Raw genomic sequence first — 24,823 nt, 5'->3', positions numbered from 1 at the left:
AGCGACAGGCTGATGGCTGGTGGCTCTTGCCACCGGCCTTTTTCCGTTATTGGCAGCCGACTGGGTCGGTGCCGATAACGTGCTGTAACCACCCGATGCGGTGGCGCAAACCATGGGGTTTGCACGATTTTCTGGCTGCTCCCGTCGGGAGGGGCCAAACAAGCAGGTGACCAAGCTGGGGAACGCTGATGGCTTACTCATATACTGAGAAAAAACGTATCCGCAAGGACTTTAGCAAGTTGCCGGACGTCATGGATGTGCCGTACCTCCTGGCCATCCAGCTGGATTCGTATCGTGAATTCTTGCAAGCGGGAGCGACTAAAGATCAGTTCCGCGACGTGGGCCTGCATGCGGCCTTCAAATCCGTTTTCCCGATCATCAGCTACTCCGGCAATGCTGCGCTGGAGTACGTCGGTTATCGCCTGGGCGAACCGGCATTTGATGTCAAAGAATGCGTATTGCGCGGTGTAACTTACGCCGTACCTTTGCGGGTAAAAGTGCGCCTGATCATTTTCGACAAAGAGTCGTCGAACAAAGCGATCAAGGACATCAAAGAGCAAGAAGTCTACATGGGTGAAATCCCCCTGATGACTGAAAACGGTACCTTCGTAATCAACGGTACCGAGCGTGTAATCGTTTCCCAGCTGCACCGTTCCCCGGGCGTGTTCTTCGACCACGACCGTGGCAAGACGCACAGCTCCGGTAAACTGCTGTACTCCGCGCGCATCATTCCTTACCGCGGTTCGTGGCTGGACTTCGAGTTCGACCCGAAAGACTGCGTATTCGTGCGTATCGACCGTCGTCGCAAGCTGCCTGCATCGGTACTGCTGCGCGCGCTGGGCTATACCACTGAAGAAGTGCTGGACGCGTTCTATACCACCAACGTATTCCACGTGAAGGGCGAGACCCTGAGCCTGGAGCTGGTGCCTCAGCGCCTGCGCGGTGAAATCGCTGTCCTCGATATTCTGGATGACAAAGGCAAGGTTATTGTCGAGCAGGGTCGTCGTATCACCGCTCGCCACATCAACCAGCTGGAAAAAGCCGGGATCAAAGAGCTGGATGTGCCTCTGGACTACGTCCTGGGTCGCACAACCGCCAAGGTCATCGTGCATCCGGCAACCGGCGAAATCCTGGCAGAGTGCAACACCGAGCTGAACACCGAGATCCTGGCCAAAATCGCCAAGGCTCAGGTTGTTCGCATCGAAACTCTGTACACCAACGATATCGACTGCGGTCCGTTCGTCTCCGACACCCTGAAGATCGACTCCACCAGCAACCAATTGGAAGCGCTGGTCGAGATCTATCGCATGATGCGTCCAGGCGAGCCGCCAACCAAAGACGCTGCCGAGACCCTGTTCAACAACCTGTTCTTCAGCCCTGAGCGCTATGACCTGTCTGCGGTCGGCCGGATGAAGTTCAACCGCCGTATCGGTCGTACCGAGATCGAAGGTTCGGGCGTGCTGTGCAAGGAAGACATCGTCGCGGTACTGAAGACCCTGGTCGACATCCGCAACGGTAAAGGCATCGTCGATGACATCGACCACCTGGGTAACCGTCGTGTTCGCTGCGTAGGCGAAATGGCCGAGAACCAGTTCCGCGTTGGCCTGGTACGTGTTGAGCGTGCGGTCAAAGAGCGCCTGTCGATGGCTGAAAGCGAAGGCCTGATGCCGCAAGATCTGATCAACGCCAAGCCAGTGGCTGCGGCGGTGAAAGAGTTCTTCGGTTCCAGCCAGCTGTCCCAGTTCATGGACCAGAACAACCCGCTGTCCGAGATCACCCACAAGCGTCGTGTTTCTGCACTCGGCCCTGGTGGTCTGACTCGTGAGCGAGCCGGCTTTGAAGTGCGTGACGTACACCCGACTCACTACGGTCGTGTATGCCCGATTGAAACGCCGGAAGGTCCGAACATCGGTCTGATCAACTCCCTGGCCGCTTATGCGCGCACCAACCAGTACGGCTTCCTGGAAAGCCCGTACCGTGTGGTGAAAGACGCTCTGGTCACCGACGAGATCGTGTTCCTGTCCGCCATCGAAGAAGCCGATCACGTGATCGCTCAGGCCTCGGCCACGATGAACGACAAGAAAGTCCTGATCGACGAGCTGGTAGCTGTTCGTCACTTGAACGAATTCACCGTCAAGGCGCCGGAAGACGTCACCTTGATGGACGTATCGCCGAAGCAGGTAGTTTCGGTTGCTGCGTCGCTGATTCCGTTCCTCGAGCACGACGACGCCAACCGTGCGTTGATGGGTTCGAACATGCAGCGTCAAGCTGTACCAACCCTGCGCGCTGACAAGCCGCTGGTAGGTACCGGCATGGAGCGTAACGTAGCCCGTGACTCCGGCGTTTGCGTCGTGGCTCGTCGTGGCGGCGTGATCGACTCCGTCGACGCCAGCCGTATCGTGGTTCGTGTTGCCGATGACGAAGTTGAAACCGGTGAAGCCGGTGTTGACATCTACAACCTGACCAAATACACCCGCTCCAACCAGAACACCTGCATCAACCAGCGTCCGCTGGTGCGTAAGGGTGATCGGGTTCAGCGTAGCGACATCATGGCCGACGGCCCGTCCACCGACATGGGTGAACTGGCACTGGGTCAGAACATGCGCATCGCGTTCATGGCATGGAACGGCTTCAACTTCGAAGACTCCATCTGTCTGTCCGAGCGTGTTGTTCAGGAAGACCGCTTCACCACGATCCACATCCAGGAACTGACCTGTGTGGCCCGTGACACCAAGCTTGGCCCAGAGGAAATCACTGCCGACATCCCGAACGTGGGTGAAGCGGCGCTGAACAAGCTGGACGAAGCCGGTATCGTTTACGTAGGTGCTGAAGTTGGCGCAGGCGACATCCTGGTCGGTAAGGTCACTCCGAAAGGCGAGACCCAGCTGACTCCGGAAGAAAAACTGCTGCGTGCGATCTTCGGTGAAAAAGCCAGCGACGTTAAAGACACCTCCCTGCGTGTACCTACCGGTACCAAAGGTACTGTCATCGACGTACAGGTCTTCACCCGCGACGGCGTTGAGCGTGATGCTCGTGCACTGTCGATCGAGAAGTCCCAGCTGGACGAGATCCGCAAGGACCTGAACGAAGAGTTCCGTATCGTTGAAGGTGCTACTTTCGAACGTCTGCGTTCCGCTCTGGTCGGCCACAAAGCCGAAGGCGGCGCCGGTCTGAAGAAAGGCCAGGACATCACCGACGAAGTTCTCGACGGTCTTGAGCACGGCCAGTGGTTCAAACTGCGCATGGCTGAAGATGCTCTGAACGAGCAGCTCGAGAAGGCTCAGGCCTACATCGTTGATCGTCGCCGTCTGCTGGACGACAAGTTCGAAGACAAGAAGCGCAAACTGCAGCAGGGCGATGACCTGGCTCCAGGCGTGCTGAAAATCGTCAAGGTCTACCTGGCAATCCGTCGTCGCATCCAGCCGGGCGACAAGATGGCCGGTCGTCACGGTAACAAAGGTGTGGTCTCCGTGATCATGCCGGTTGAAGACATGCCGCACGATGCCAATGGCACCCCGGTCGACGTAGTCCTCAACCCGTTGGGCGTACCTTCGCGTATGAACGTCGGTCAGATCCTTGAAACCCACCTGGGCCTCGCGGCCAAGGGTCTGGGCGAGAAGATCAACCGCATGATTGAAGAGCAGCGCAAAGTTGCCGAGCTGCGCAAGTTCCTGCACGAGATCTATAACGAGATCGGCGGTCGTCAGGAAAGTCTCGATGACTTCTCGGACCAGGAAATCCTGGATCTGGCTCAAAACCTGCGTGGCGGCGTTCCAATGGCCACTCCAGTGTTCGACGGTGCCAAGGAAAGCGAAATCAAGGCCATGCTGAAACTGGCGGACCTGCCAGAAAGCGGCCAGATGCAGCTGACCGACGGCCGTACCGGCAACAAGTTCGAGCGCCCGGTTACCGTTGGCTACATGTACATGCTGAAGCTGAACCACTTGGTAGACGACAAGATGCACGCTCGTTCTACCGGTTCGTACAGCCTGGTTACCCAGCAGCCGCTGGGTGGTAAGGCGCAGTTCGGTGGTCAGCGTTTCGGGGAGATGGAGGTCTGGGCACTGGAAGCATACGGTGCCGCTTACACTCTGCAAGAAATGCTCACAGTGAAGTCGGACGATGTGAACGGCCGTACCAAGATGTACAAGAACATCGTGGATGGCGATCACCGTATGGAGCCGGGCATGCCCGAGTCCTTCAACGTGTTGATCAAGGAAATTCGTTCCCTCGGCATCGATATCGATCTGGAAACCGAATAACACGTGACGCGAATCGAGAGCGGGGCAGGATTGCCCGCTCTCTGCTCCGCCAGGAGGAAAGGCCTTGAAAGACCTACTGAATTTGCTGAAAAACCAGGGTCAAGTCGAAGAGTTCGACGCCATCCGTATCGGATTGGCATCGCCTGAGATGATCCGTTCGTGGTCGTTCGGTGAAGTTAAAAAGCCGGAAACCATCAACTACCGTACGTTCAAGCCTGAGCGTGACGGCCTGTTCTGCGCCAAGATCTTTGGCCCGGTAAAGGATTACGAGTGCCTGTGCGGTAAGTACAAGCGCTTGAAGCACCGTGGTGTGATCTGCGAGAAGTGCGGCGTTGAAGTCGCGCTGGCAAAAGTTCGTCGTGAGCGCATGGCGCACATCGAACTGGCCTCGCCAGTTGCCCACATCTGGTTCCTGAAATCGCTGCCGTCCCGTATCGGCTTGCTGATGGACATGACCCTGCGTGATATCGAGCGCGTTCTCTACTTCGAGAGCTACGTCGTTATCGATCCAGGCATGACCACCCTTGAAAAAGGTCAGCTGCTGAACGATGAGCAGTACTTCGAAGCGCTGGAAGAGTTCGGCGACGATTTTGATGCCCGCATGGGTGCCGAAGCTGTCCGCGAACTGCTGCACGCTATCGACCTGGAGCACGAGATTGGCCGCCTGCGTGAAGAGATTCCGCAAACCAACTCCGAAACCAAGATCAAGAAGCTGTCCAAGCGTCTGAAGTTGATGGAAGCCTTCCAGGGTTCCGGCAACCTGCCAGAGTGGATGGTGCTGACCGTTCTGCCGGTTCTGCCGCCAGATCTGCGTCCACTGGTCCCGCTGGATGGCGGTCGCTTCGCGACTTCCGACCTCAACGATCTGTATCGTCGAGTGATCAACCGTAACAACCGTTTGAAGCGCCTGCTGGATCTGTCCGCTCCGGACATCATCGTGCGCAACGAAAAGCGTATGTTGCAGGAAGCCGTCGACGCATTGCTCGACAACGGTCGTCGTGGCCGCGCTATCACCGGTTCCAACAAGCGTCCTCTGAAATCCCTGGCTGACATGATCAAGGGTAAGCAGGGTCGTTTCCGTCAGAACTTGCTCGGTAAGCGTGTTGACTACTCCGGCCGTTCGGTAATTACCGTAGGTCCGACCCTGCGTCTGCACCAGTGCGGTCTGCCGAAGAAAATGGCTCTCGAGCTGTTCAAGCCGTTCATTTTCGGCAAGCTTGAAATGCGTGGTCTCGCTACCACCATCAAGGCTGCCAAGAAGATGGTCGAGCGCGAGCTGCCAGAGGTTTGGGACGTTCTCGCTGAAGTGATTCGCGAACACCCGGTTCTTCTCAACCGTGCACCGACCCTTCACCGTCTGGGCATCCAGGCGTTTGAACCGGTTCTGATCGAAGGTAAGGCTATCCAGCTGCACCCTCTGGTCTGCGCCGCGTACAACGCCGACTTCGACGGCGACCAAATGGCCGTGCACGTACCGCTGACGCTGGAAGCCCAGCTCGAAGCGCGTGCGTTGATGATGTCGACCAACAACATTCTGTCGCCAGCCAACGGTGAGCCAATCATCGTTCCGTCGCAGGACGTTGTATTGGGTCTGTACTACATGACGCGTGAAGCGATCAACGCCAAGGGCGAAGGTCGTGTGTTCGCGGATCTGCAGGAAGTTGACCGTGTGTTCCGTGCCGGCGAAGCCGCACTGCACGCCAAGGTCAAGGTGCGGATCAACGAAACCGTCAACGACCGTGATGGCGGCAGCGTGAGCAACACCCGTATCGTCGACACCACTGTCGGCCGTGCTCTGTTGTTCCAGGTTGTGCCAAAAGGTCTGTCGTACGACGTCGTCAACCTGCCGATGAAGAAAAAGGCGATCTCCAAGCTGATCAACCAGTGCTACCGCGTGGTTGGTTTGAAAGAGACCGTTATTTTCGCTGACCAGTTGATGTACACCGGTTTTGCTTACTCGACCATTTCCGGCGTTTCCATCGGTGTTAACGACTTCGTTATCCCGGATGAGAAAGCCCGCATCATCGCGGCTGCAACCGATGAAGTGAAAGAGATCGAAAGTCAGTACGCCTCGGGCCTGGTAACTCAGGGCGAGAAGTACAACAAAGTAATCGACCTTTGGTCGAAAGCTAACGACGAAGTCTCCAAGGCAATGATGTCGAACCTCTCGAAAGAGAAGGTTATCGACCGTCACGGCAACGAAGTTGAGCAAGAATCGTTCAACTCGATGTACATGATGGCCGACTCCGGTGCTCGAGGTTCTGCTGCGCAGATCCGTCAGCTGGCCGGTATGCGTGGTCTGATGGCCAAGCCGGACGGCTCCATCATCGAAACGCCGATTACTGCGAACTTCCGTGAAGGTTTGAGCGTACTTCAGTACTTCATCTCCACTCACGGTGCTCGTAAAGGTCTTGCGGATACTGCGTTGAAAACCGCTAACTCCGGTTACTTGACGCGTCGTCTGGTAGACGTTGCGCAGGATCTGGTTGTGACCGAAGTTGACTGCGGGACCGAACACGGTCTGCTGATGACTCCGCACATTGAAGGCGGTGACGTTGTAGAGCCGCTGGGTGAGCGCGTATTGGGTCGTGTTATCGCCCGTGACGTATTCAAGCCGGGTACCGAGGACGTCATCGTTCCTGCCGGCACCCTGGTAGACGAGAAGTGGGTCGAGTTCATCGAGCTCAACAGCATCGACGAAGTGATCGTGCGTTCGCCGATCAGCTGCGAAACCCGCTTCGGTATTTGCGCCAAGTGCTACGGCCGCGATCTGGCTCGTGGTCACCAGGTGAACATCGGTGAAGCTGTCGGCGTTATCGCTGCCCAGTCCATCGGTGAGCCGGGTACCCAGCTGACCATGCGTACGTTCCACATCGGTGGTGCGGCAAGCCGGACCTCCGCAGCCGACAGCGTTCAGGTGAAGAATGGCGGTACCGTCCGTCTGCATAACCTGAAGCACGTTGAGCGAGTGGATGGTTGCCTGGTTGCTGTGTCCCGTTCCGGTGAGCTGGCCATCGCTGACGACTTCGGTCGTGAGCGCGAGCGTTACAAGCTGCCGTACGGTGCCGTGATTTCGGTTAAAGAAGGTGACAAGGTCGAAGCTGGCGCTATCGTGGCCAAGTGGGACCCGCACACTCACCCGATCGTTACCGAAATGAAAGGTACCGTGACCTACGTGGGCATGGAAGAAGGCATCACGATCAAGCGTCAGACTGACGAATTGACCGGTATGACCAACATTGAAGTACTCGACGCCAAAGATCGTCCAGCTGCCGGTAAGGACATCCGTCCTGCCGTGAAGATGGTCGACGACAACGGCAAGGATCTGTTGCTGCCAGGCACTGACGTTATCGCTCAGTACTTCCTGCCAGCCAACGCCCTGGTCGGTGTAGCGGATGGTGCGAAGATCGCGATCGGTGATGTTATCGCTCGTATCCCGCAAGAGACTTCGAAAACTCGCGACATCACCGGTGGTCTGCCGCGTGTTGCCGACTTGTTCGAAGCCCGTCGTCCGAAAGAAGCGTCGATTCTGGCTGAAGTCAGCGGCACCATCGCGTTCGGTAAAGAGACCAAAGGCAAGCGCCGTCTGGTTATCACCCCGAACGACGGTACCGATCCGTATGAAGAGCTGATTCCGAAGTGGCGTCACCTGAACGTGTTCGAAGGCGAACAGGTAAACCGCGGCGAAGTTATCTCCGACGGCCCGAGCGATCCACACGACATCCTGCGTCTGCTGGGTGTGAGTGCGCTGGCCAAGTACATCGTTAACGAGATCCAGGACGTTTACCGTCTGCAAGGCGTGAAGATCAACGACAAGCACATCGAGACCATCCTGCGTCAGATGCTGCGTAAAGTTGAGATCGCTGAATCCGGCGATTCCAGTTTCATCAAGGGCGACCAGATGGAATTGACTCACGTACTGGTAGAGAACGAGCGTCTGAGCGGCGAAGACAAGTTTGTCTCCAAGTTCACTCGCGTTCTGCTGGGTATCACCAAGGCGTCGTTGTCCACCGAATCGTTCATCTCGGCGGCTTCCTTCCAGGAAACCACTCGCGTACTGACCGAAGCGGCGGTAACCGGCAAGCGCGATTACCTGCGCGGCCTGAAAGAAAACGTGGTCGTGGGTCGTCTGATCCCGGCTGGTACCGGTTTGGCTTATCACAGCGAGCGTAAGCGTCGCCGTGATGCAGACAAGCCGTTGCGCGTAAGCGCCAGTGAAGTGGAAGCTGCACTGACCGAAGCGCTGAACTCGAGCGGTAACTGAGTTCTGCGGTAAATGAGTGTGAGGCCCTGGTCACTCCGTTCATCGAATCGAGACAATTTGTCGAGATTGGATGAGCGGGGAGGGCGGGGCCTTGCCTTGACTGGGGACAAGATCCTCTTTAGACTCTTGTACCCCTAAATTTGGCGGGAACTCGTTCCTGCCATTTTGCTTTTCTTGCAAGACAATAGCGTCGCAAGACAACAGTGGAGCTAGTAGATGGCAACTATCAACCAGCTGGTACGTCAGCCGCGTAAGCGTATCGTCGAGAAATCCGACGTGCCTGCGCTGCAGAACTGCCCGCAACGCCGTGGCGTGTGCACCCGTGTGTACACCACCACGCCGAAAAAACCTAACTCGGCACTGCGTAAAGTATGCCGTGTGCGTCTGACCAACGGTTTCGAGGTTTCCTCGTACATCGGCGGTGAAGGCCACAACCTGCAAGAGCACAGCGTGGTACTGATCCGCGGCGGTCGTGTAAAAGACTTGCCAGGTGTTCGTTACCACACCGTTCGCGGTTCGTTGGATACTTCCGGTGTTAAAGGTCGTAACCAGGGTCGTTCGAAGTACGGTACCAAGCGTCCGAAGTAATCGGCCGTTTTGCAGTTTTTCATTTTATTGAGTCGATAAGAGTAAGGTCGGGCACGCATCCACAGGAGCTGTCCCGGGCTAACCTGAAGACCGTTTGAGGGCTTATCAATGCCAAGACGTCGCGTAGCAGCCAAGCGTGAGATTCTGGACGATCCGAAATACGGAAGCCAAATCCTCGCCAAATTCATGAACCACGTAATGGAAAGCGGCAAGAAAGCCGTTGCCGAGCGTATCGTTTATGGTGCCCTGGATACCGTGAAGGCTCGTAAGGCCGGCACCGATCCCCTGGAACTCTTCGAAAAAGCACTCGACGCCATCGCTCCGCTGGTCGAAGTGAAGTCGCGCCGCGTTGGTGGTGCTACTTACCAGGTTCCGGTCGAGGTTCGTCCTTCCCGTCGTAACGCTCTGGCAATGCGCTGGTTGGTAGACTACGCCCGCAAGCGCGGCGAGAAGTCTATGGCTCTGCGTTTGGCTGGCGAACTGTTGGACGCTGCCGAAGGTAAAGGTGCTGCAGTTAAGAAGCGTGAAGATGTTCACCGTATGGCTGAAGCCAACAAGGCTTTCTCGCACTACCGCTTCTAATTTTAGCGTCACTAATTTTGCGAGGGCTTTATGGCTCGTACAACACCGATTAATCGCTACCGTAACATTGGTATCGTTGCACACGTGGATGCTGGTAAAACCACCACCACTGAGCGCGTCCTTTTTTACACTGGCAAAAGTCACAAAATGGGCGAGGTGCATGACGGCGCCGCGACCACAGACTGGATGGTGCAGGAGCAGGAGCGTGGTATTACCATTACTTCTGCTGCCATTACCGCCTTCTGGCAGGGTTCCGCAAAACAGCACAAAGACCAGTACCGTTTCAACGTCATTGATACCCCGGGCCACGTAGACTTCACTATTGAAGTTGAACGTTCCCTGCGCGTACTCGACGGCGCGGTCGTTGTGTTCTGCGGTACCTCCGGCGTTGAGCCTCAGTCCGAAACCGTATGGCGTCAAGCCAACAAGTACGGTGTTCCACGTATCGTTTACGTGAACAAGATGGACCGTGCCGGTGCGAACTTCCTGCGCGTGATCGCTCAGATCAAACAGCGTCTGGGTCACACTCCGGTGCCTATCCAGTTGGCTATCGGTTCCGAAGACAACTTCCAGGGTCAGATCGATCTGATGACCATGGAAGCGGTTTACTGGAACGATGCCGACAAGGGTATGACTCCTCGTCGTGAAGCTATCCCTGCTGAACTGCAGGAACTGGCTGAGGAGTGGCGCAACAACATGGTTGAGGCTGCGGCCGAAGCCAGTGAAGAGCTGATGAACAAGTACCTTGAAGGTGAAGAACTCACCATCGAGGAGATCAAGGGTGCTCTGCGTCAGCGTACTATCGCTGGTGAGATCGTTCTGGCTGTTTGCGGTTCTTCCTTCAAGAACAAGGGTGTTCCCCTGGTTCTCGACGCCGTTATCGACTACCTGCCGGCTCCAACCGACATTCCTGCCATCAAGGGTACTGACCCGGATGACGAGGAAAAGCAGATGGAGCGTCATGCAGACGACAACGAGCCGTTCTCGGCTCTGGCGTTCAAGATCGCTACTGACCCATTCGTGGGTACCTTGACTTTCGTCCGTGTTTACTCGGGCGTGTTGGCCTCCGGCGACGGCGTGATCAACTCGGTCAAAGGCAAGAAAGAGCGCGTGGGCCGTATGGTGCAGATGCACGCAAACGCCCGTGAAGAGATCAAGGAAGTGCGCGCTGGTGACATCGCGGCCCTGATCGGCATGAAGGACGTCACCACTGGTGAAACCTTGTGCAACGCTGACAAGCCAATCATCCTGGTTCGCATGGACTTCCCGGAGCCGGTTATTTCGGTTGCGGTTGAGCCTAAGACTAAGGATGACCAGGAAAAAATGGGTATCGCTCTGGGCAAACTTGCTCAGGAAGACCCGTCTTTCCGCGTCAAGACTGATGAAGAGACTGGTCAAACGATCATCTCTGGTATGGGCGAGTTGCACCTGGACATCCTGGTTGACCGGATGCGCCGTGAGTTCAACGTCGAAGCCAACATCGGCAAGCCTCAGGTTTCGTATCGTGAGCGCATCACGAAAAATTGCGAAATCGAAGGCAAGTTCGTTCGTCAGTCCGGCGGTCGTGGCCAGTTCGGCCATTGCTGGATCCGTTTTGCTCCTGCTGACGAAGGTCAGGAAGGTCTGCAATTCGTGAACGAAGTAGTGGGTGGTGTGGTTCCTAAGGAATACATCCCGGCTATCCAGAAGGGTATCGAAGAGCAGATGAAGAACGGCGTAGTTGCCGGCTATCCGCTGATCGGCCTGAAGGCTACCGTGTTTGATGGTTCTTACCACGACGTCGACTCGAACGAGATGGCGTTTAAGGTGGCTGCTTCCATGGCGACCAAGCAACTGGCCCAGAAGGGCGGTGGTGAGTTGCTCGAGCCGATCATGGCGGTAGAGGTTGTTACGCCTGAAGACTATATGGGTGACGTGATGGGCGACCTTAACCGTCGTCGCGGCATGATTCTGGGTATGGAAGACACGGTCTCCGGTAAGGTGATCCGTGCTGAAGTTCCGTTGGGCGAGATGTTCGGTTATGCGACCGACGTTCGTTCGATGTCCCAGGGTCGCGCAAGCTACTCTATGGAATTCAAAAAATACAATACAGCTCCGTCGCACATCGTCGAAACTGTAACCAAAAAACAAGGCTGATTCAGTCCTTTAGGCAAGGAGTTAATTGTCGTGGCTAAAGAAAAATTTGATCGTTCCCTACCGCACGTCAACGTTGGCACCATCGGTCACGTTGACCACGGTAAAACCACTCTGACCGCAGCTCTGACTCGCGTTTGCTCCGAAGTTTTCGGTTCCGCAATCGTTGATTTCGATAAAATCGACAGCGCTCCAGAAGAAAAAGCTCGTGGTATCACCATCAACACCGCTCACGTCGAGTACAACTCGGCCATTCGTCACTACGCTCACGTTGACTGCCCAGGTCACGCTGACTACGTGAAGAACATGATCACCGGTGCTGCCCAGATGGACGGCGCGATCCTGGTTTGCTCGGCCGCTGATGGTCCGATGCCACAAACCCGTGAACACATCCTGCTGTCCCGTCAGGTAGGCGTTCCGTACATCGTGGTTTTCCTGAACAAGGCTGACCTGGTAGACGACGCTGAGCTGCTGGAACTGGTCGAGATGGAAGTTCGCGACCTGCTGTCCACCTACGACTTCCCGGGCGATGACACTCCAATCATCATCGGTTCGGCTCGTATGGCGCTGGAAGGCAAAGACGACAACGAAATGGGTACTACCGCTGTTAAGAAGCTGGTAGAGACTCTGGACAGCTACATCCCAGAACCAGTTCGTATGATCGACAAGCCATTCCTGATGCCAATCGAAGACGTATTCTCGATCTCGGGTCGTGGTACTGTTGTGACTGGTCGTATCGAGCGCGGTATCGTTCGCGTTCAAGATGCACTGGAAATCGTTGGTCTGCGTGACACCACCACCACCACCTGCACCGGTGTTGAAATGTTCCGCAAGCTGCTCGACGAAGGTCGTGCTGGCGAGAACTGCGGCGTTCTGCTGCGTGGTACCAAGCGTGACGACGTTGAGCGTGGCCAGGTTCTGGTTAAGCCGGGTTCGGTTAAGCCGCACACCAAGTTCACCGCAGAAGTTTACGTTCTGAGCAAGGAAGAAGGCGGTCGTCACACTCCGTTCTTCAAAGGCTACCGTCCACAGTTCTACTTCCGTACTACTGACGTGACTGGTAACTGCCAGCTGCCAGAAGGCGTTGAAATGGTAATGCCAGGTGATAACATCCAGATGGAAGTTACCCTGATCAAGACCATCGCAATGGAAGATGGCCTGCGTTTCGCTATCCGTGAAGGCGGTCGTACCGTCGGCGCTGGCGTCGTAGCCAAAATCATCGAGTAAGCATCTCTTTTGAGATAGCTTCGATGCTTTGAAAAGCCCCCGCTCAGCGGGGGCTTTTTTATTGGGTTGACACCCATCTGGGGCGTCTATAGAATTGCGCCTCCTTTTAACGGGCGTATTGCGCTCGGTGGGAATAGCAGCCGGAGTCTGAAATCCAATGCAAAATCAGCAAATCCGTATCAGGTTGAAGGCTTTCGACCATCGCCTGATCGACCAATCAACCCAGGAAATCGTGGAAACCGCGAAACGTACTGGTGCTCAAGTGCGTGGTCCAATTCCACTGCCTACCCGTAAAGAGCGGTTCACCGTTCTGGTCTCCCCGCACGTCAACAAAGACGCGCGTGACCAGTACGAGATCCGTACTCATAAGCGCGTTCTGGACATCGTCCAGCCAACGGATAAAACCGTTGATGCTCTTATGAAGCTTGATCTTGCGGCCGGTGTGGAAGTGCAGATCAGCCTCGGCTAAGACTCGGTCTTAGTCGTGTAACGCTCTGAAATGGGCGGCCATAGCGGGTGAAAGCCCCGTACACTCATGAGGTTTACAACATGACTATTGGTGTAGTCGGTCGTAAATGCGGTATGACCCGTATTTTCACCGAAGAAGGTGTCTCCATTCCGGTCACGGTCATTGAGATCGAACCGAATCGCGTCACCCAGTTCAAAACTGAAGAGACCGATGGCTATCGTGCAGTGCAAGTCACTGTCGGCGAGCGTCGTGCTTCGCGTGTAACAGCAGCTCAGGCTGGCCACTTCGCTAAGGCGAACGTTGCCGCTGGTCGTACCGTAATGGAATTCCGCCTTGAAGAAGGCGAGTACCAGGCCGGCGATCTGATCAACGCTGAAATCTTCGCCGCTGGTCAACTGGTTGATGTAACCGGTCAGTCCAAGGGTAAAGGCTTCCAGGGTACGATCAAGCGTTGGAATTTCCGCGGGCAAGATAACACCCACGGTAACTCCGTATCCCACCGCGTTCCAGGCTCTATCGGCCAGTGCCAGACTCCTGGTCGTGTATTCAAGGGCAAAAAAATGTCCGGTCATATGGGCGCTGAGCGCGTGACCGTGCAGTCCCTCGAAGTAGTGCGCGTGGACGCTGAACGCAATCTGTTGTTGGTCAAGGGCGCTGTTCCTGGCGCTACTGGCGGCAACTTGGTTGTACGTCCAGCAGCCAAGGCTCGCGGTTAAGGGGAAGCTGACATGCAATTAAATGTAAATGACGCTCAAGCGATCGAAGTTTCCGAACTGACATTTGGCGGCGAATTCAACGAGACGCTGGTTCACCAAGCAGTCGTAGCCTACATGGCTGGCGGTCGTCAGGGTTCCAAGCAGCAAAAGACCCGTTCCGACGTTCGTGGTGGCGGTAAGCGCCCATGGCGTCAGAAAGGTACTGGCCGTGCTCGTGCCGGTACTATCCGTAGCCCAATCTGGCGTGGCGGCGGTACCACTTTCGCAGCTCGTCCTCAGGATCACTCCCAGAAGCTGAACAAGAAGATGTATCGCGCAGCAATGCGTTCCATCCTTGCTGAGCTGGTGCGTACTGATCGTCTGGTCGTGGTTCAGGATTTCGCCGTTGAAACGCCGAAAACCAAAGACCTGCTGGGCAAACTGAACAACATGAGCCTGACCGACGTTCTGATCGTGTCCGACGCTGTTGATCAGAACCTGTACCTGGCTGCTCGTAACCTGCCACACGTAGATGTACGTGACGTGCAAGGTTCCGATCCAGTTAGTCTGATCGCATACGACAAGGTGTTGATCACCGTGTCGGCCGTGAAGAAATTCGAGGAGCTGCTGGGATGAACCAGGAACGCGTATTTAAAGTTCTGCTTGGCCCGCACGTTTCCGAGAAGGCTACGGTTCTGGCAGACAAGAAAGGCCAGTTCGTTTTCAAGGTTGCTACCGACGCAACCAAGCTGGAAATCAAGAAGGCCGTCGAAAGCCTGTTCAGCGTGAAAGTAGAGCGTGTTACTACCCTGAATGTTCTGGGTAAGAGCAAGCGCACTGCTCGCGGTCTGGGCAAGCGTAATGACTGGAAGAAGGCAGTTATCTCCCTTCAGCCAGGCCAAGATCTCGATTTCAGCAGCAGTGCTGAGTAAGGAAGGGGTGCATCATGGCAATCGTTAAATGCAAACCGACTTCCCCTGGCCGCCGTTTTGTGGTCAAGGTGGTCAACCAGGAGCTGCATAAAGGCGCTCCTCACGCACCGCTGCTCGAGAAGAAATCGAAGACTGGTGGTCGTAACAACAATGGCCGTATTACCACTCGTCACATCGGTGGTGGTCATAAGCAGCATTATCGTCTGGTCGACTTCCGTCGCAACGACAAAGATGGCATCTCTGCCACTGTCGAGCGTATCGAATACGATCCAAACCGTACTGCTCACATCGCTCTGCTGCTGTACGCAGATGGCGAGCGTCGCTACATCATCGCCCCTAAAGGCGTGAGCGCTGGCGACCAGCTGATCGCAGGTGCCCTGGCACCGATCAAGCCGGGCAACGCTCTGCAACTGCGCAACATTCCAGTTGGTAGCACCGTACACGGCATCGAATTGAAGCCAGGTAAAGGCGCTCAGATCGCTCGTTCCGCTGGTGCTTCGGCTCAGCTGATCGCTCGTGAAGGCGTGTACGTTACCCTGCGTCTGCGTTCCGGTGAAATGCGTAAAGTCCTGGCTGAATGCCGTGCGACCCTGGGCGAAGTCTCGAACTCCGAGCACAGCCTGCGTTCGCTGGGTAAAGCTGGTGCCAAACGCTGGCGTGGCGTTCGCCCAACCGTTCGTGGTGTTGCCATGAACCCGGTTGACCACCCACATGGTGGTGGTGAAGGTCGTACCTCTGGTGGTCGTCATCCGGTATCGCCATGGGGCTTCCCGACTAAGGGCGCGAAGACTCGTGGTAATAAGCGTACCGACAAAATGATCGTCCGTCGTCGCAAGTAAATAGAGGGATACGACAGTGCCACGTTCTCTGAAAAAAGGTCCTTTTATCGATCTTCACCTACTGAAGAAGATCGAAGTGGCGGCGGAAAAGAACGATCGCAAACCGGTGAAAACCTGGTCGCGTCGTTCGATGATCCTGCCACAAATGGTCGGTTTGACCATCGCAGTACACAACGGTCGTCAGCACGTCCCAGTTCTCGTGAACGAAGACATGGTCGGCCACAAACTGGGCGAGTTCGCCGGTACCCGCACTTATCGCGGGCACGTGGCAGACAAGAAAGCCAAGCGTTAAGGGGTTAGGAAATGGAAGTAGCCGCTAAGTTGTCGGGCGCTCGAATCTCCGCCCAGAAAGCCCGCTTGGTCGCCGACCAGATCCGCGGGAAGAAGGTGGGCGAAGCGCTCAACCTGTTGGCTTTCAGCAGTAAGAAAGCCGCCGAGATCATGAAGAAAGTGCTGGAGTCGGCCGTAGCCAACGCCGAGCATAACGAAGGCGCAGACGTTGATGACCTGAAGGTCAGCACCGTTTTCGTCAACGAAGGGCGTTCGCTGAAGCGCATCATGCCACGTGCCAAAGGCCGTGCTGATCGCATCGTCAAGCGGTCTTGCCATATCACTGTCAAGGTTGCTGACAAGTAACGGAGTCGAAGAGATGGGTCAGAAAGTACATCCCATTGGCATTCGCCTGGGAATCGTCAAGGAGCACACCTCCGTCTGGTACGCAGACGGTCGGACTTATGCGGACTATTTGCTCGCAGATCTGAAGGTGCGTGAGTATCTCCAAGACAAACTAAAAAGCGCGTCCGTAAGCCGTATCGATATCCATCGTCCGGCCCAAACTGCACGTATCACCATCCACACCGCTCGTCCAGGTATCGTTATCGGGAAGAAAGGTGAAGATGTTGAGAAACTGCGTCAGGACCTGACCAAGCAAATGGGTGTGCCTGTGCACATCAATATCGAAGAGATCCGCAAGCCGGAGCTCGACGGTATGCTGGTTGCGCAGAGCGTAGCTCAGCAGCTGGAGCGTCGTGTAATGTTCCGTCGCGCTATGAAGCGCGCCGTACAGAACGCCATGCGCATTGGTGCCAAAGGCATCAAAATCCAAGTGAGCGGTCGTCTCGGCGGTGCTGAAATCGCACGTACTGAATGGTATCGCGAAGGTCGTGTGCCATTGCACACCCTGCGTGCCGACATCGACTATGCCAACTACGAAGCTCACACCACTTACGGTGTGATCGGTGTAAAGGTTTGGATCTTCAAAGGCGAAGTAATTGGTGGTCGCCAAGAAGAACTGAAACCACAAGCACCAGCGCCTCGTAAAAAAGCTGCTAAGTAAGGGGTACGCCAAATGTTGCAACCAAAGCGTACGAAGTTCCGCAAGCAAATGACTGGTCACAACCGTGGCCTGGCATTGCGCGGTAGCAAAGTCAGCTTCGGCGAGTTCGCGCTGAAGTCTGTTGCTCGTGGTCGTCTCACCGCTCGTCAGATCGAGTCAGCGCGTCGTGCTCTGACCCGTCACGTAAAACGTGGCGGCAAGATCTGGATCCGTGTATTCCCGGACAAGCCTATTTCCAAGAAGCCACTCGAAGTTCGGATGGGTAAAGGTAAGGGTAACGTCGAATACTGGGTTGCCCAGATTCAGCCAGGCAAAGTCCTGTATGAAATCGAGGGTGTTTCTGAAGAGCTGGCGCGTGAGGCTTTCGCCCTGGCTGCTGCAAAGCTGCCGCTCGCCACCTCCTTTGTTAAACGGACGGTGATGTGATGAAAGCGAATGAACTTCGTGAAAAATCCGCACAGCAGCTGAACGAGCAACTGCTCGGCTTGCTGCGCGACCAGTTCAATCTGCGTATGCAGAAAGCAACTGGCCAGTTGGGGCAGTCTCATCTGCTCTCGCAAGTTAAGCGTGACATCGCTCGCGTGAAGACTGTGCTCAACCAGCAGGCAGGTAAGTAATCATGGCTGAAGCCGAAAAAACTGTCCGTACGCTGACTGGCCGTGTTGTCAGCGACAAGATGGACAAAACCATCACCGTTCTGATCGAGCGTCGCGTTAAGCACCCGATCTACGGTAAATACGTTAAGCGTTCGACTAAGCTGCACGCGCACGACGAAACCAATCAGTGCCACATCGGCGACAAAGTCACTATTCGTGAAACTCGTCCTTTGGCCAAGACCAAGTCTTGGGCGCTGGTTGATGTTCTCGAACGCGCTGTGGAAGTCTAAGGACTAGGGGTCGGAGAAATTATATGATTCAGACTCAATCCATGCTCGATGTGGCCGATAACAGCGGCGCTCGCCGCGTTATGTGCATCAAGGTGCTGGGTGGCTCCCATCGTCGTTACGCTGGTATCGGTGACATCATCAAAGTTACCGTGAAGGAAGCAATTCCTCGCGGTAAAGTGAAAAAAGGCCAAGTGATGACTGCTGTTGTAGTCCGCACTCGTCACGGCGTACGTCGTGCTGATGGCTCCATTATCCGCTTTGATGGCAACGCTGCTGTTCTGTTGAACAACAAGCAAGAGCCGATCGGCACCCGTATCTTTGGGCCAGTGACCCGTGAACTTCGTACTGAGAAGTTCATGAAGATCGTCTCGCTCGCCCCAGAAGTGCTGTAAGGAGATCCGACATGCAAAAGATTCGTCGTGACGACGAGATCATCGTGATCGCCGGCAAAGACAAAGGTAAGCGCGGTAAGGTGCTTAAGGTTCTCGCTAACAACCGTCTGGTTATTGGTGGTCTGAACCTGGTCAAGCGTCATACCAAGCCTAACCCGATGTCGGGCGTGCAGGGCGGTATCGTCGAAAAAGAAGCTCCACTGGATGCTTCTAACGTCGCCATTTTCAACGGCGAAACCAACAAGGCTGACCGCGTTGGTTTCAAAGTAGAAGACGGCAAGAAAATTCGTGTCTTCAAGTCGACCCAAAAAGCGGTTGATGCTTGAACACTGCTAGGTAGATGAGACCATGGCACGACTAAAAGAGATTTACCGGAAGGAAATTGCTCCGAAACTTAAGGAAGAACTTAAGCTTTCGAACGTGATGGAAGTTCCGCGCGTTACCAAAATCACCCTGAACATGGGTCTGGGCGAAGCGATCGGCGACAAAAAAGTCATCGAGCACGCTGTTGCTGACCTGGAAAAGATCACCGGCCAGAAAGTCGTTGTGACCTACGCTCGCAAATCCATCGCTGGCTTTAAAGTCCGTGAAGGTTGGCCGATCGGCGTCAAAGTGACCCTGCGCCGTGAGCGTATGTACGAGTTCCTGGATCGTCTGCTGTCGATCTCCCTGCCTCGGGTTCGCGACTTCCGCGGCCTGAATGCCAAGTCCTTCGATGGTCGTGGCAACTACAGCATGGGCGTGAAAGAGCAGATCATCTTCCCGGAAATCGACTACGACAAGATCGATGCTCTCCGCGGTCTGGACATCACCCTGACCACCACTGCCAAGAACGATGATGAAGGCCGCGCTTTGCTGCGTGCGTTCAAATTCCCGTTCCGCAACTGATTGGAGTAGGACCATGGCCAAGATGAGCATGAAAAACCGCGAGCTGAAGCGTCAGCTCACGGTTGCCAAGTACGCCAAGAAGCGTGCAGCACTGAAAGCTATCATCGTTGATCTGAACGCAAGTCCAGAAGCGCGTTGGGAAGCTACAGTAGCCCTGCAGAAGCAGCCACGTGACGCAAGCGCTTCGCGCATGCGTAACCGCTGCCGCCTGACCGGTCGTCCACACGGCGTTTACCGCAAGTTCGGCCTCGGCCGTAACAAGCTGCGTGAAGCTGCCATGCGTGGTGACGTACCGGGTCTGGTTAAAGCCAGCTGGTAAGTACTGTCAAAGTCTCGGTGTCCAGGATCGCAAGATCCTGACCACCGGTGGCCTTGAATCTGGATCAAGCCCCTTTTGGGGCTTGATTCATTTCTGGGGTGTGTCTAGAATACCCGGCTCGCCTGAGCCCGTGTTTTTCATGCTCGGAGATTCTCGGCGACACGTAATAGCCGCAAGGCTAATTTTTTTGTATTAGGAGCGTCTAGCCCATGAGTATGCAGGACCCGTTAGCGGACATGCTAACTCGTATCCGTAATGCCCAGATGGCTGAAAAGTCCGTCGTAAGCATGCCATCTTCCACGTTGAAGGTAGCTGTTGCCAAAGTCCTGAAGGACGAAGGTTACATTGCGGGTTATCAGATCAGCAGCGAAATCAAACCACTGCTGTCCATCGAGCTGAAGTACTTCGAAGGCCGTCCGGTTATCGAAGAAGTGAAGCGCGTTAGCCGTCCAGGCCTGCGTCAGTACAAGTCCGTCGATGATCTGCCAAAAGTTCGTGGCGGTCTCGGTGTGTCTATCGTCTCCACCAACAAAGGTGTGATGACGGATCGTGCTGCGCGCGCTGCCGGTGTCGGCGGCGAAGTTCTTTGCACTGTGTTCTAAGGGGGGATAAGCATGTCTCGCGTCGCTAAGAACCCCGTTAAGCTGCCAGCCGGTGTCGAAGTAAAATTCGCAGGCCAACAGCTTTCGGTGAAGGGTGCCAAGGGTACTCTTGAACTGAATATCCATTCGTCCGTTGAGATCGTTGAAGAAGCTGGTGAGCTGCGTTTCGCTGCTCGCAATGGCGATCAACAAACTCGCGCAATGGCCGGTACCACGCGTGCGTTGGTAAACAACATGGTCCAAGGCGTAAGCCAAGGCTTCGAGCGCAAGCTCCAGCTGGTCGGTGTTGGTTACAAGGCGCAAGCAAAAGGCACGGTTTTGAACCTGGCCCTTGGCTTCTCGCACCCAGTGGATTACGAACTGCCGGAAGGCATCACCGCTGAGACTCCTAGCCAGACCGATATCCTGATCAAGGGCATCGATAAGCAGCTGGTAGGTCAAGTGGCCGCTGAGATCCGCGACTTCCGTCCACCAGAGCCGTACAAAGGCAAAGGTGTGCGCTACGCGGACGAAGTCGTCCGTCGTAAAGAAGCCAAGAAGAAGTAGGGCATAGCAAATGACCGACAAAAAAGTTACTCGACTGCGTCGCGCTCGCAAAGCACGCCTGAAAATGCACGAACTCGAAGTCGTGCGTCTCTGCGTGTTCCGCTCGTCGCAGCACATCTACGCCCAGGTCATCTCGGCCGACGGCAACAAAGTCCTGGCAAGCGCCTCGACTTTGGATAAAGAACTGCGTGATGGCGCCACTGGCAACATCGACGCGGCCACAAAGGTTGGCCAGCTGGTCGCTACGCGTGCTAAGGCCGCTGGCGTCTCGCAAGTGGCTTTCGACCGCTCTGGCTTCAAGTACCACGGCCGCGTTAAAGCGCTGGCTGATGCTGCTCGTGAAGCTGGGCTGGAGTTCTAAGTTATGTCAAATAACGACCAAAAGCGCGACGAAGGCTACATTGAGAAGCTGGTTCAAGTTAACCGCGTAGCCAAAACCGTTAAAGGCGGCCGTATCTTCACTTTCACCGCGTTGACCGTGGTTGGTGATGGTAAAGGGCGTGTTGGCTTCGGCCGTGGCAAGTCGCGTGAAGTGCCTGCTGCGATCCAGAAGGCAATGGAAGCTGCTCGCCGCAACATGATTCAAGTTGACCTGAACGGCACTACTCTGCAGTACGCAATGAAGTCCGCTCACGGCGCTTCGAAGGTGTACATGCAGCCTGCTTCTGAAGGTACCGGTATCATCGCTGGCGGCGCTATGCGTGCTGTCCTCGAAGTTGCTGGCGTTCAGAACGTTCTGGCCAAGTGCTACGGCTCGACTAACCCGGTAAACGTGGTTCACGCCACTTTCAAGGGTTTGAAAGCAATGCAGTCTCCTGAATCCATTGCCGCCAAGCGTGGCAAAAGCGTCAAGGAGATCTTCTGATCATGGCTACCGTAAAAGTAACGCTGATCAAAAGCATGACCGGCCGCATCCCTAACCACAAACTGTGCGTTAAGGGTCTGGGTCTGCGTCGCATCGGTCACACTGTAGAAGTCCAGGATACTCCCGAGAATCGCGGGATGATCAACAAGGCTTACTACATGCTGCGTGTCGAGGGTTAATCGATGAAACTCAATGATCTGAGTCCAGCGCCGGGTTCCCGTCGCGAAAAGCATCGTCCGGGCCGTGGTATCGGTAGCGGTTTGGGTAAGACTGGTGGCCGTGGTCACAAAGGTCAGACCTCCCGCTCCGGTGGCACCATTGCTCCAGGCTTTGAAGGCGGTCAACAGCCGCTGCATCGTCGCCTGCCGAAGTTCGGTTTCGTTTCCCTGAAGGCCATGGACCGCGCAGAAGTGCGTCTGTCCGAACTGGCTAAAGTGGAAGGCGACATCGTCACCGTGCAGTCCCTGAAAGATGCCAACGTGATCAACGTCAACGTACAGCGTGTGAAAATCATGCTGTCCGGTGAAGTGACTCGCGCTGTCACTATCGGCAAGGGAATCGGCGCCACCAAAGGTGCGCGTGCGGCTATCGAAGCAGCTGGCGGCAAGTTCGAGGAATAAATGGCTAAGCAAGGTGCTCTCTCTGCGCTCGGCAAAGGCGGTATGTCTGAACTCTGGGCTCGTCTGCGTTTTCTGTTCCTGGCGATTATCGTCTACCGAATAGGCGCACACATCCCGGTTCCAGGTATCAACCCGGACCGACTCGCGGACCTGTTTCGACAGAATGAGGGGACCATTCTTAGCTTGTTCAACATGTTTTCCGGCGGCGCGCTGGAACGGATGAGCATCTTTGCACTGGGGATCATGCCGTACATCTCGGCATCGATCATCATGCAACTGATGACCGCCGTCAGCCCACAGCTGGAGCAGTTGAAGAAGGAAGGTGAAGCTGGCCGTCGCAAGATCAGCCAGTACACCCGCTACGGCACTGTCGTCCTCGCTCTCGTCCAGGCTATTGGCATGTCCATTGGTCTGGCGGGGCAGGGCGTTGCGTTCACTGGTGACTTTGGCTTCCATTTCGTCGCGGTATCCACGTTTGTGGCTGGTGCGATGTTCATGATGTGGCTGGGTGAGCAGATTACTGAGCGTGGTGTTGGCAACGGTATCTCGATGTTGATTTTTTCGGGTATCGTCGCCGGTCTTCCGAGAGCGATCGGGCAGTCTTTCGAGTCTGCACGTCAGGGTGATATCAACATCTTCGCCCTGGTTGCCATCGGTTTGCTGGCAGTAGCGATTATCGGTTTCGTGGTGTTCATTGAGCGTGGTCAGCGTCGTATTGCTGTTCACTACGCCAAGCGTCAGCAGGGCCGCAAGGTCTTCGCTGCGCAGACCAGCCACTTGCCGCTGAAGGTGAACATGGCCGGTGTTATTCCGGCTATTTTCGCGAGCAGCATTTTGCTGTTCCCGGCTTCGTTGGGTGCCTGGTTCGGTCAGTCTGAAGGTATGGGCTGGTTGCAGGACATCTCGCAGTCGATCGCTCCTGGTCAGCCGTTGAATATTCTGCTGTTTAGTGCAGGGATTATTTTCTTCTGCTTCTTCTATACGGCGTTGATGTTCAATCCGAAAGACGTAGCGGAAAACCTGAAGAAGTCCGGTGCCTTTATTCCGGGCATCCGTCCAGGTGAGCAGTCTGCGCGCTACATTGATGGCGTTCTGACTCGCTTGACCATGTTCGGTGCTCTTTACATGACGGCCGTCTGCCTGTTGCCCCAGTTCCTGGTGGTTGCAGCCAACGTACCGTTCTACCTTGGCGGGACCTCGTTGCTGATCGTCGTCGTGGTTGTGATGGACTTCATGTCCCAAGTACAATCGCACCTCGTTTCGCACCAGTACGAATCCCTGATGAAGAAAGCCAACCTGAAGGGTTACGGCAGCGGCATGCTGCGCTGACCCATAAGGTTCGAGGAGTTGGTGATGAAAGTTCGTGCATCGGTGAAAAAGCTGTGCCGTAACTGCAAGATTATTCGCCGCGAAGGTGTTGTTCGAGTAATTTGCAGCGCGGAACCGCGTCACAAACAGCGCCAAGGCTGAGTGTGATTGTGCTTCAAGCCCGGCAGCTAGTGCGCTGCCGGGTTGATTATTTGTTATTACAGCGATATTATCTCGCGCCCTATTTCTTGGCTTCCGGGGCGTAGGTAGCTGTCAATTGGAGTCCCACTGAATGGCCCGTATTGCAGGCGTTAACATTCCAGATAACAAGCATACTGTTATCTCGCTGACCTACATCTATGGTGTTGGTCGCACTACTGCACAGAAAATTTGTGCAGAGACTGGGGTAAACCCAGCAGCAAAGATCAAAGATCTGAGCGACGAGCAAATTGAACAGCTGCGTGGCGAAGTGGCGAAGTTCACCACTGAAGGTGACCTGCGTCGCGAAATCAACATGAAAATCAAGCGCTTGATGGACCTCGGTTGCTATCGCGGTCTGCGTCATCGTCGCGGTCTTCCAGTACGCGGTCAGCGTACCAAGACCAACGCGCGTACCCGTAAAGGTCCGCGTAAGCCGATCCGCAAGTAATCGCCCCAGCGAATCGACAGGAATTTAATCATGGCAAAACCTGCTGCTCGTCCTCGTAAAAAAGTTAAAAAGACAGTGGTTGATGGCATCGCCCACATCCATGCATCTTTTAACAACACCATCGTGACCATCACCGACCGTCAAGGTAACGCTCTTTCCTGGGCTACCTCCGGTGGTTCGGGTTTCCGCGGTTCCCGCAAGTCCACCCCGTTTGCTGCTCAAGTAGCTGCTGAACGTGCTGGTCAAGCTGCGCTGGAATACGGCCTGAAAAACCTAGACGTCAACGTCAAAGGTCCAGGTCCAGGTCGTGAATCCGCAGTCCGCGCTTTGAACGGCTGTGGCTACAAGATCGCCAGCATCACCGACGTGACGCCAATCCCGCACAACGGGTGCCGTCCGCCGAAGAAGCGCCGCGTGTAAT

General features: G+C 55.4%; 31 protein-coding genes. All 31 read left to right on the top strand.

Going from position 1 to position 24,823, the window contains the following annotated elements; translation table 11 throughout:
- Positions 1-188: 188 nt before the first annotated feature.
- The 31 genes from rpoB (at position 189) to rpsK (ending at position 24,822) form a co-directional block, all read left to right on the top strand.
- Entirely contained in the window at positions 189-4,262 is a 4,074-nt protein-coding gene (gene rpoB, locus AC3ITY_RS29615; RefSeq protein WP_108218341.1) for a DNA-directed RNA polymerase subunit beta, read from the top strand.
- 64 nt (positions 4,263-4,326) lie between these two features.
- Positions 4,327-8,526, top strand: a complete 4,200-nt coding sequence (gene rpoC / locus AC3ITY_RS29610; protein ID WP_150726866.1) for a DNA-directed RNA polymerase subunit beta' — start codon at positions 4,327-4,329, stop codon at positions 8,524-8,526.
- A gap of 216 nt (positions 8,527-8,742) precedes the next feature.
- Entirely contained in the window at positions 8,743-9,114 is a 372-nt protein-coding gene (rpsL, locus tag AC3ITY_RS29605) for a 30S ribosomal protein S12 (protein ID WP_003186084.1), read from the top strand.
- Between the two features lie 108 nt (positions 9,115-9,222).
- The gene (gene rpsG / locus AC3ITY_RS29600) at positions 9,223-9,696 is read left to right on the top strand and encodes a 30S ribosomal protein S7 (protein ID WP_007994653.1); all 474 of its coding nucleotides are present in this window, start codon (positions 9,223-9,225) and stop codon (positions 9,694-9,696) included.
- A gap of 30 nt (positions 9,697-9,726) precedes the next feature.
- Positions 9,727-11,832 (top strand): elongation factor G, encoded by a 2,106-nt coding sequence (gene fusA / locus AC3ITY_RS29595; protein ID WP_007994652.1) that lies wholly within the window; start codon positions 9,727-9,729, stop codon positions 11,830-11,832.
- A gap of 30 nt (positions 11,833-11,862) precedes the next feature.
- Positions 11,863-13,056, top strand: a complete 1,194-nt coding sequence (gene tuf / locus AC3ITY_RS29590; protein ID WP_223453680.1) for an elongation factor Tu — start codon at positions 11,863-11,865, stop codon at positions 13,054-13,056.
- Between the two features lie 157 nt (positions 13,057-13,213).
- The gene (gene rpsJ, locus AC3ITY_RS29585) at positions 13,214-13,525 is read left to right on the top strand and encodes a 30S ribosomal protein S10 (protein WP_003186070.1); all 312 of its coding nucleotides are present in this window, start codon (positions 13,214-13,216) and stop codon (positions 13,523-13,525) included.
- An 80-nt stretch (positions 13,526-13,605) separates the two neighbouring features.
- A complete protein-coding gene (gene rplC / locus AC3ITY_RS29580) occupies positions 13,606-14,241 on the top strand; it encodes a 50S ribosomal protein L3 (RefSeq protein WP_003186059.1) in 636 nt (211 codons plus the stop codon).
- A 12-nt stretch (positions 14,242-14,253) separates the two neighbouring features.
- Positions 14,254-14,856 carry a 50S ribosomal protein L4 gene (gene rplD / locus AC3ITY_RS29575; protein WP_003228735.1) on the top strand — a complete coding sequence of 201 codons (603 nt, stop codon included), beginning with the start codon at positions 14,254-14,256 and terminating at the stop codon, positions 14,854-14,856.
- Entirely contained in the window at positions 14,853-15,152 is a 300-nt protein-coding gene (gene rplW / locus AC3ITY_RS29570; RefSeq protein WP_002555488.1) for a 50S ribosomal protein L23, read from the top strand. Before rplD ends, rplW begins: the two co-directional genes overlap by 4 nt.
- Positions 15,153-15,166: 14 nt before the next feature.
- Positions 15,167-15,991 (top strand): 50S ribosomal protein L2, encoded by an 825-nt coding sequence (gene rplB, locus AC3ITY_RS29565; protein ID WP_003176423.1) that lies wholly within the window; start codon positions 15,167-15,169, stop codon positions 15,989-15,991.
- A gap of 16 nt (positions 15,992-16,007) precedes the next feature.
- The gene (gene rpsS / locus AC3ITY_RS29560; RefSeq protein ID WP_002555486.1) at positions 16,008-16,283 is read left to right on the top strand and encodes a 30S ribosomal protein S19; all 276 of its coding nucleotides are present in this window, start codon (positions 16,008-16,010) and stop codon (positions 16,281-16,283) included.
- 11 nt (positions 16,284-16,294) lie between these two features.
- Positions 16,295-16,627: a 50S ribosomal protein L22 gene (gene rplV / locus AC3ITY_RS29555; protein ID WP_003103908.1), complete on the top strand. Its 333-nt coding sequence runs from the start codon at positions 16,295-16,297 to the stop codon at positions 16,625-16,627.
- 13 nt (positions 16,628-16,640) lie between these two features.
- Positions 16,641-17,327, top strand: a complete 687-nt coding sequence (gene rpsC / locus AC3ITY_RS29550) for a 30S ribosomal protein S3 (protein ID WP_008065719.1) — start codon at positions 16,641-16,643, stop codon at positions 17,325-17,327.
- Positions 17,328-17,339: 12 nt separating this feature from the next.
- Positions 17,340-17,753, top strand: coding sequence for a 50S ribosomal protein L16 (gene rplP, locus AC3ITY_RS29545; RefSeq protein WP_003228729.1), 414 nt, complete (start codon positions 17,340-17,342; stop codon positions 17,751-17,753).
- Entirely contained in the window at positions 17,753-17,944 is a 192-nt protein-coding gene (rpmC, locus tag AC3ITY_RS29540) for a 50S ribosomal protein L29 (RefSeq protein WP_002555481.1), read from the top strand. Before rplP ends, rpmC begins: the two co-directional genes overlap by 1 nt.
- A 2-nt stretch (positions 17,945-17,946) precedes the next feature.
- Positions 17,947-18,213 (top strand): 30S ribosomal protein S17, encoded by a 267-nt coding sequence (gene rpsQ / locus AC3ITY_RS29535; RefSeq protein WP_003176419.1) that lies wholly within the window; start codon positions 17,947-17,949, stop codon positions 18,211-18,213.
- Positions 18,214-18,236: 23 nt separating this feature from the next.
- Positions 18,237-18,605, top strand: coding sequence for a 50S ribosomal protein L14 (gene rplN / locus AC3ITY_RS29530; RefSeq protein ID WP_002555479.1), 369 nt, complete (start codon positions 18,237-18,239; stop codon positions 18,603-18,605).
- Positions 18,606-18,616: 11 nt separating this feature from the next.
- Complete coding sequence (gene rplX, locus AC3ITY_RS29525; RefSeq protein ID WP_003176416.1) at positions 18,617-18,931, top strand: 50S ribosomal protein L24; 315 nt, start codon at positions 18,617-18,619, stop codon at positions 18,929-18,931.
- Between the two features lie 22 nt (positions 18,932-18,953).
- Positions 18,954-19,493, top strand: coding sequence for a 50S ribosomal protein L5 (gene rplE, locus AC3ITY_RS29520; RefSeq protein WP_003210069.1), 540 nt, complete (start codon positions 18,954-18,956; stop codon positions 19,491-19,493).
- 13 nt (positions 19,494-19,506) lie between these two features.
- A complete protein-coding gene (rpsN, locus tag AC3ITY_RS29515) occupies positions 19,507-19,812 on the top strand; it encodes a 30S ribosomal protein S14 (RefSeq protein WP_003176414.1) in 306 nt (101 codons plus the stop codon).
- Positions 19,813-20,021: 209 nt separating this feature from the next.
- Complete coding sequence (rpsH, locus tag AC3ITY_RS29510) at positions 20,022-20,414, top strand: 30S ribosomal protein S8 (RefSeq protein ID WP_003186040.1); 393 nt, start codon at positions 20,022-20,024, stop codon at positions 20,412-20,414.
- Between the two features lie 12 nt (positions 20,415-20,426).
- Positions 20,427-20,960, top strand: coding sequence for a 50S ribosomal protein L6 (rplF, locus tag AC3ITY_RS29505; protein WP_003176412.1), 534 nt, complete (start codon positions 20,427-20,429; stop codon positions 20,958-20,960).
- Between the two features lie 10 nt (positions 20,961-20,970).
- Complete coding sequence (rplR, locus tag AC3ITY_RS29500) at positions 20,971-21,321, top strand: 50S ribosomal protein L18 (protein ID WP_003186037.1); 351 nt, start codon at positions 20,971-20,973, stop codon at positions 21,319-21,321.
- A 3-nt stretch (positions 21,322-21,324) separates the two neighbouring features.
- Positions 21,325-21,825, top strand: a complete 501-nt coding sequence (gene rpsE / locus AC3ITY_RS29495) for a 30S ribosomal protein S5 (RefSeq protein WP_003186035.1) — start codon at positions 21,325-21,327, stop codon at positions 21,823-21,825.
- Between the two features lie 2 nt (positions 21,826-21,827).
- Positions 21,828-22,004 (top strand): 50S ribosomal protein L30, encoded by a 177-nt coding sequence (gene rpmD / locus AC3ITY_RS29490; RefSeq protein ID WP_003176408.1) that lies wholly within the window; start codon positions 21,828-21,830, stop codon positions 22,002-22,004.
- Positions 22,005-22,007: 3 nt separating this feature from the next.
- On the top strand, positions 22,008-22,445 hold the full coding sequence (gene rplO / locus AC3ITY_RS29485; RefSeq protein WP_003228720.1) for a 50S ribosomal protein L15: 438 nt from the start codon (positions 22,008-22,010) through the stop codon (positions 22,443-22,445).
- Positions 22,446-23,774: a preprotein translocase subunit SecY gene (secY, locus tag AC3ITY_RS29480; protein ID WP_003228718.1), complete on the top strand. Its 1,329-nt coding sequence runs from the start codon at positions 22,446-22,448 to the stop codon at positions 23,772-23,774.
- 24 nt (positions 23,775-23,798) lie between these two features.
- Positions 23,799-23,915 carry a 50S ribosomal protein L36 gene (rpmJ, locus tag AC3ITY_RS29475; RefSeq protein WP_002555468.1) on the top strand — a complete coding sequence of 39 codons (117 nt, stop codon included), beginning with the start codon at positions 23,799-23,801 and terminating at the stop codon, positions 23,913-23,915.
- Positions 23,916-24,045: 130 nt separating this feature from the next.
- Positions 24,046-24,402, top strand: a complete 357-nt coding sequence (gene rpsM, locus AC3ITY_RS29470) for a 30S ribosomal protein S13 (protein WP_009045849.1) — start codon at positions 24,046-24,048, stop codon at positions 24,400-24,402.
- 30 nt (positions 24,403-24,432) lie between these two features.
- Entirely contained in the window at positions 24,433-24,822 is a 390-nt protein-coding gene (gene rpsK / locus AC3ITY_RS29465; protein WP_002555466.1) for a 30S ribosomal protein S11, read from the top strand.
- The last annotated feature ends 1 nt before the right edge of the window (position 24,823 follow it).

The sequence above is a fragment of the Pseudomonas sp. GL_091 genome (assembly GCF_057837725.1).
This window is presented reverse-complemented; position numbering and strand designations above follow the sequence as displayed.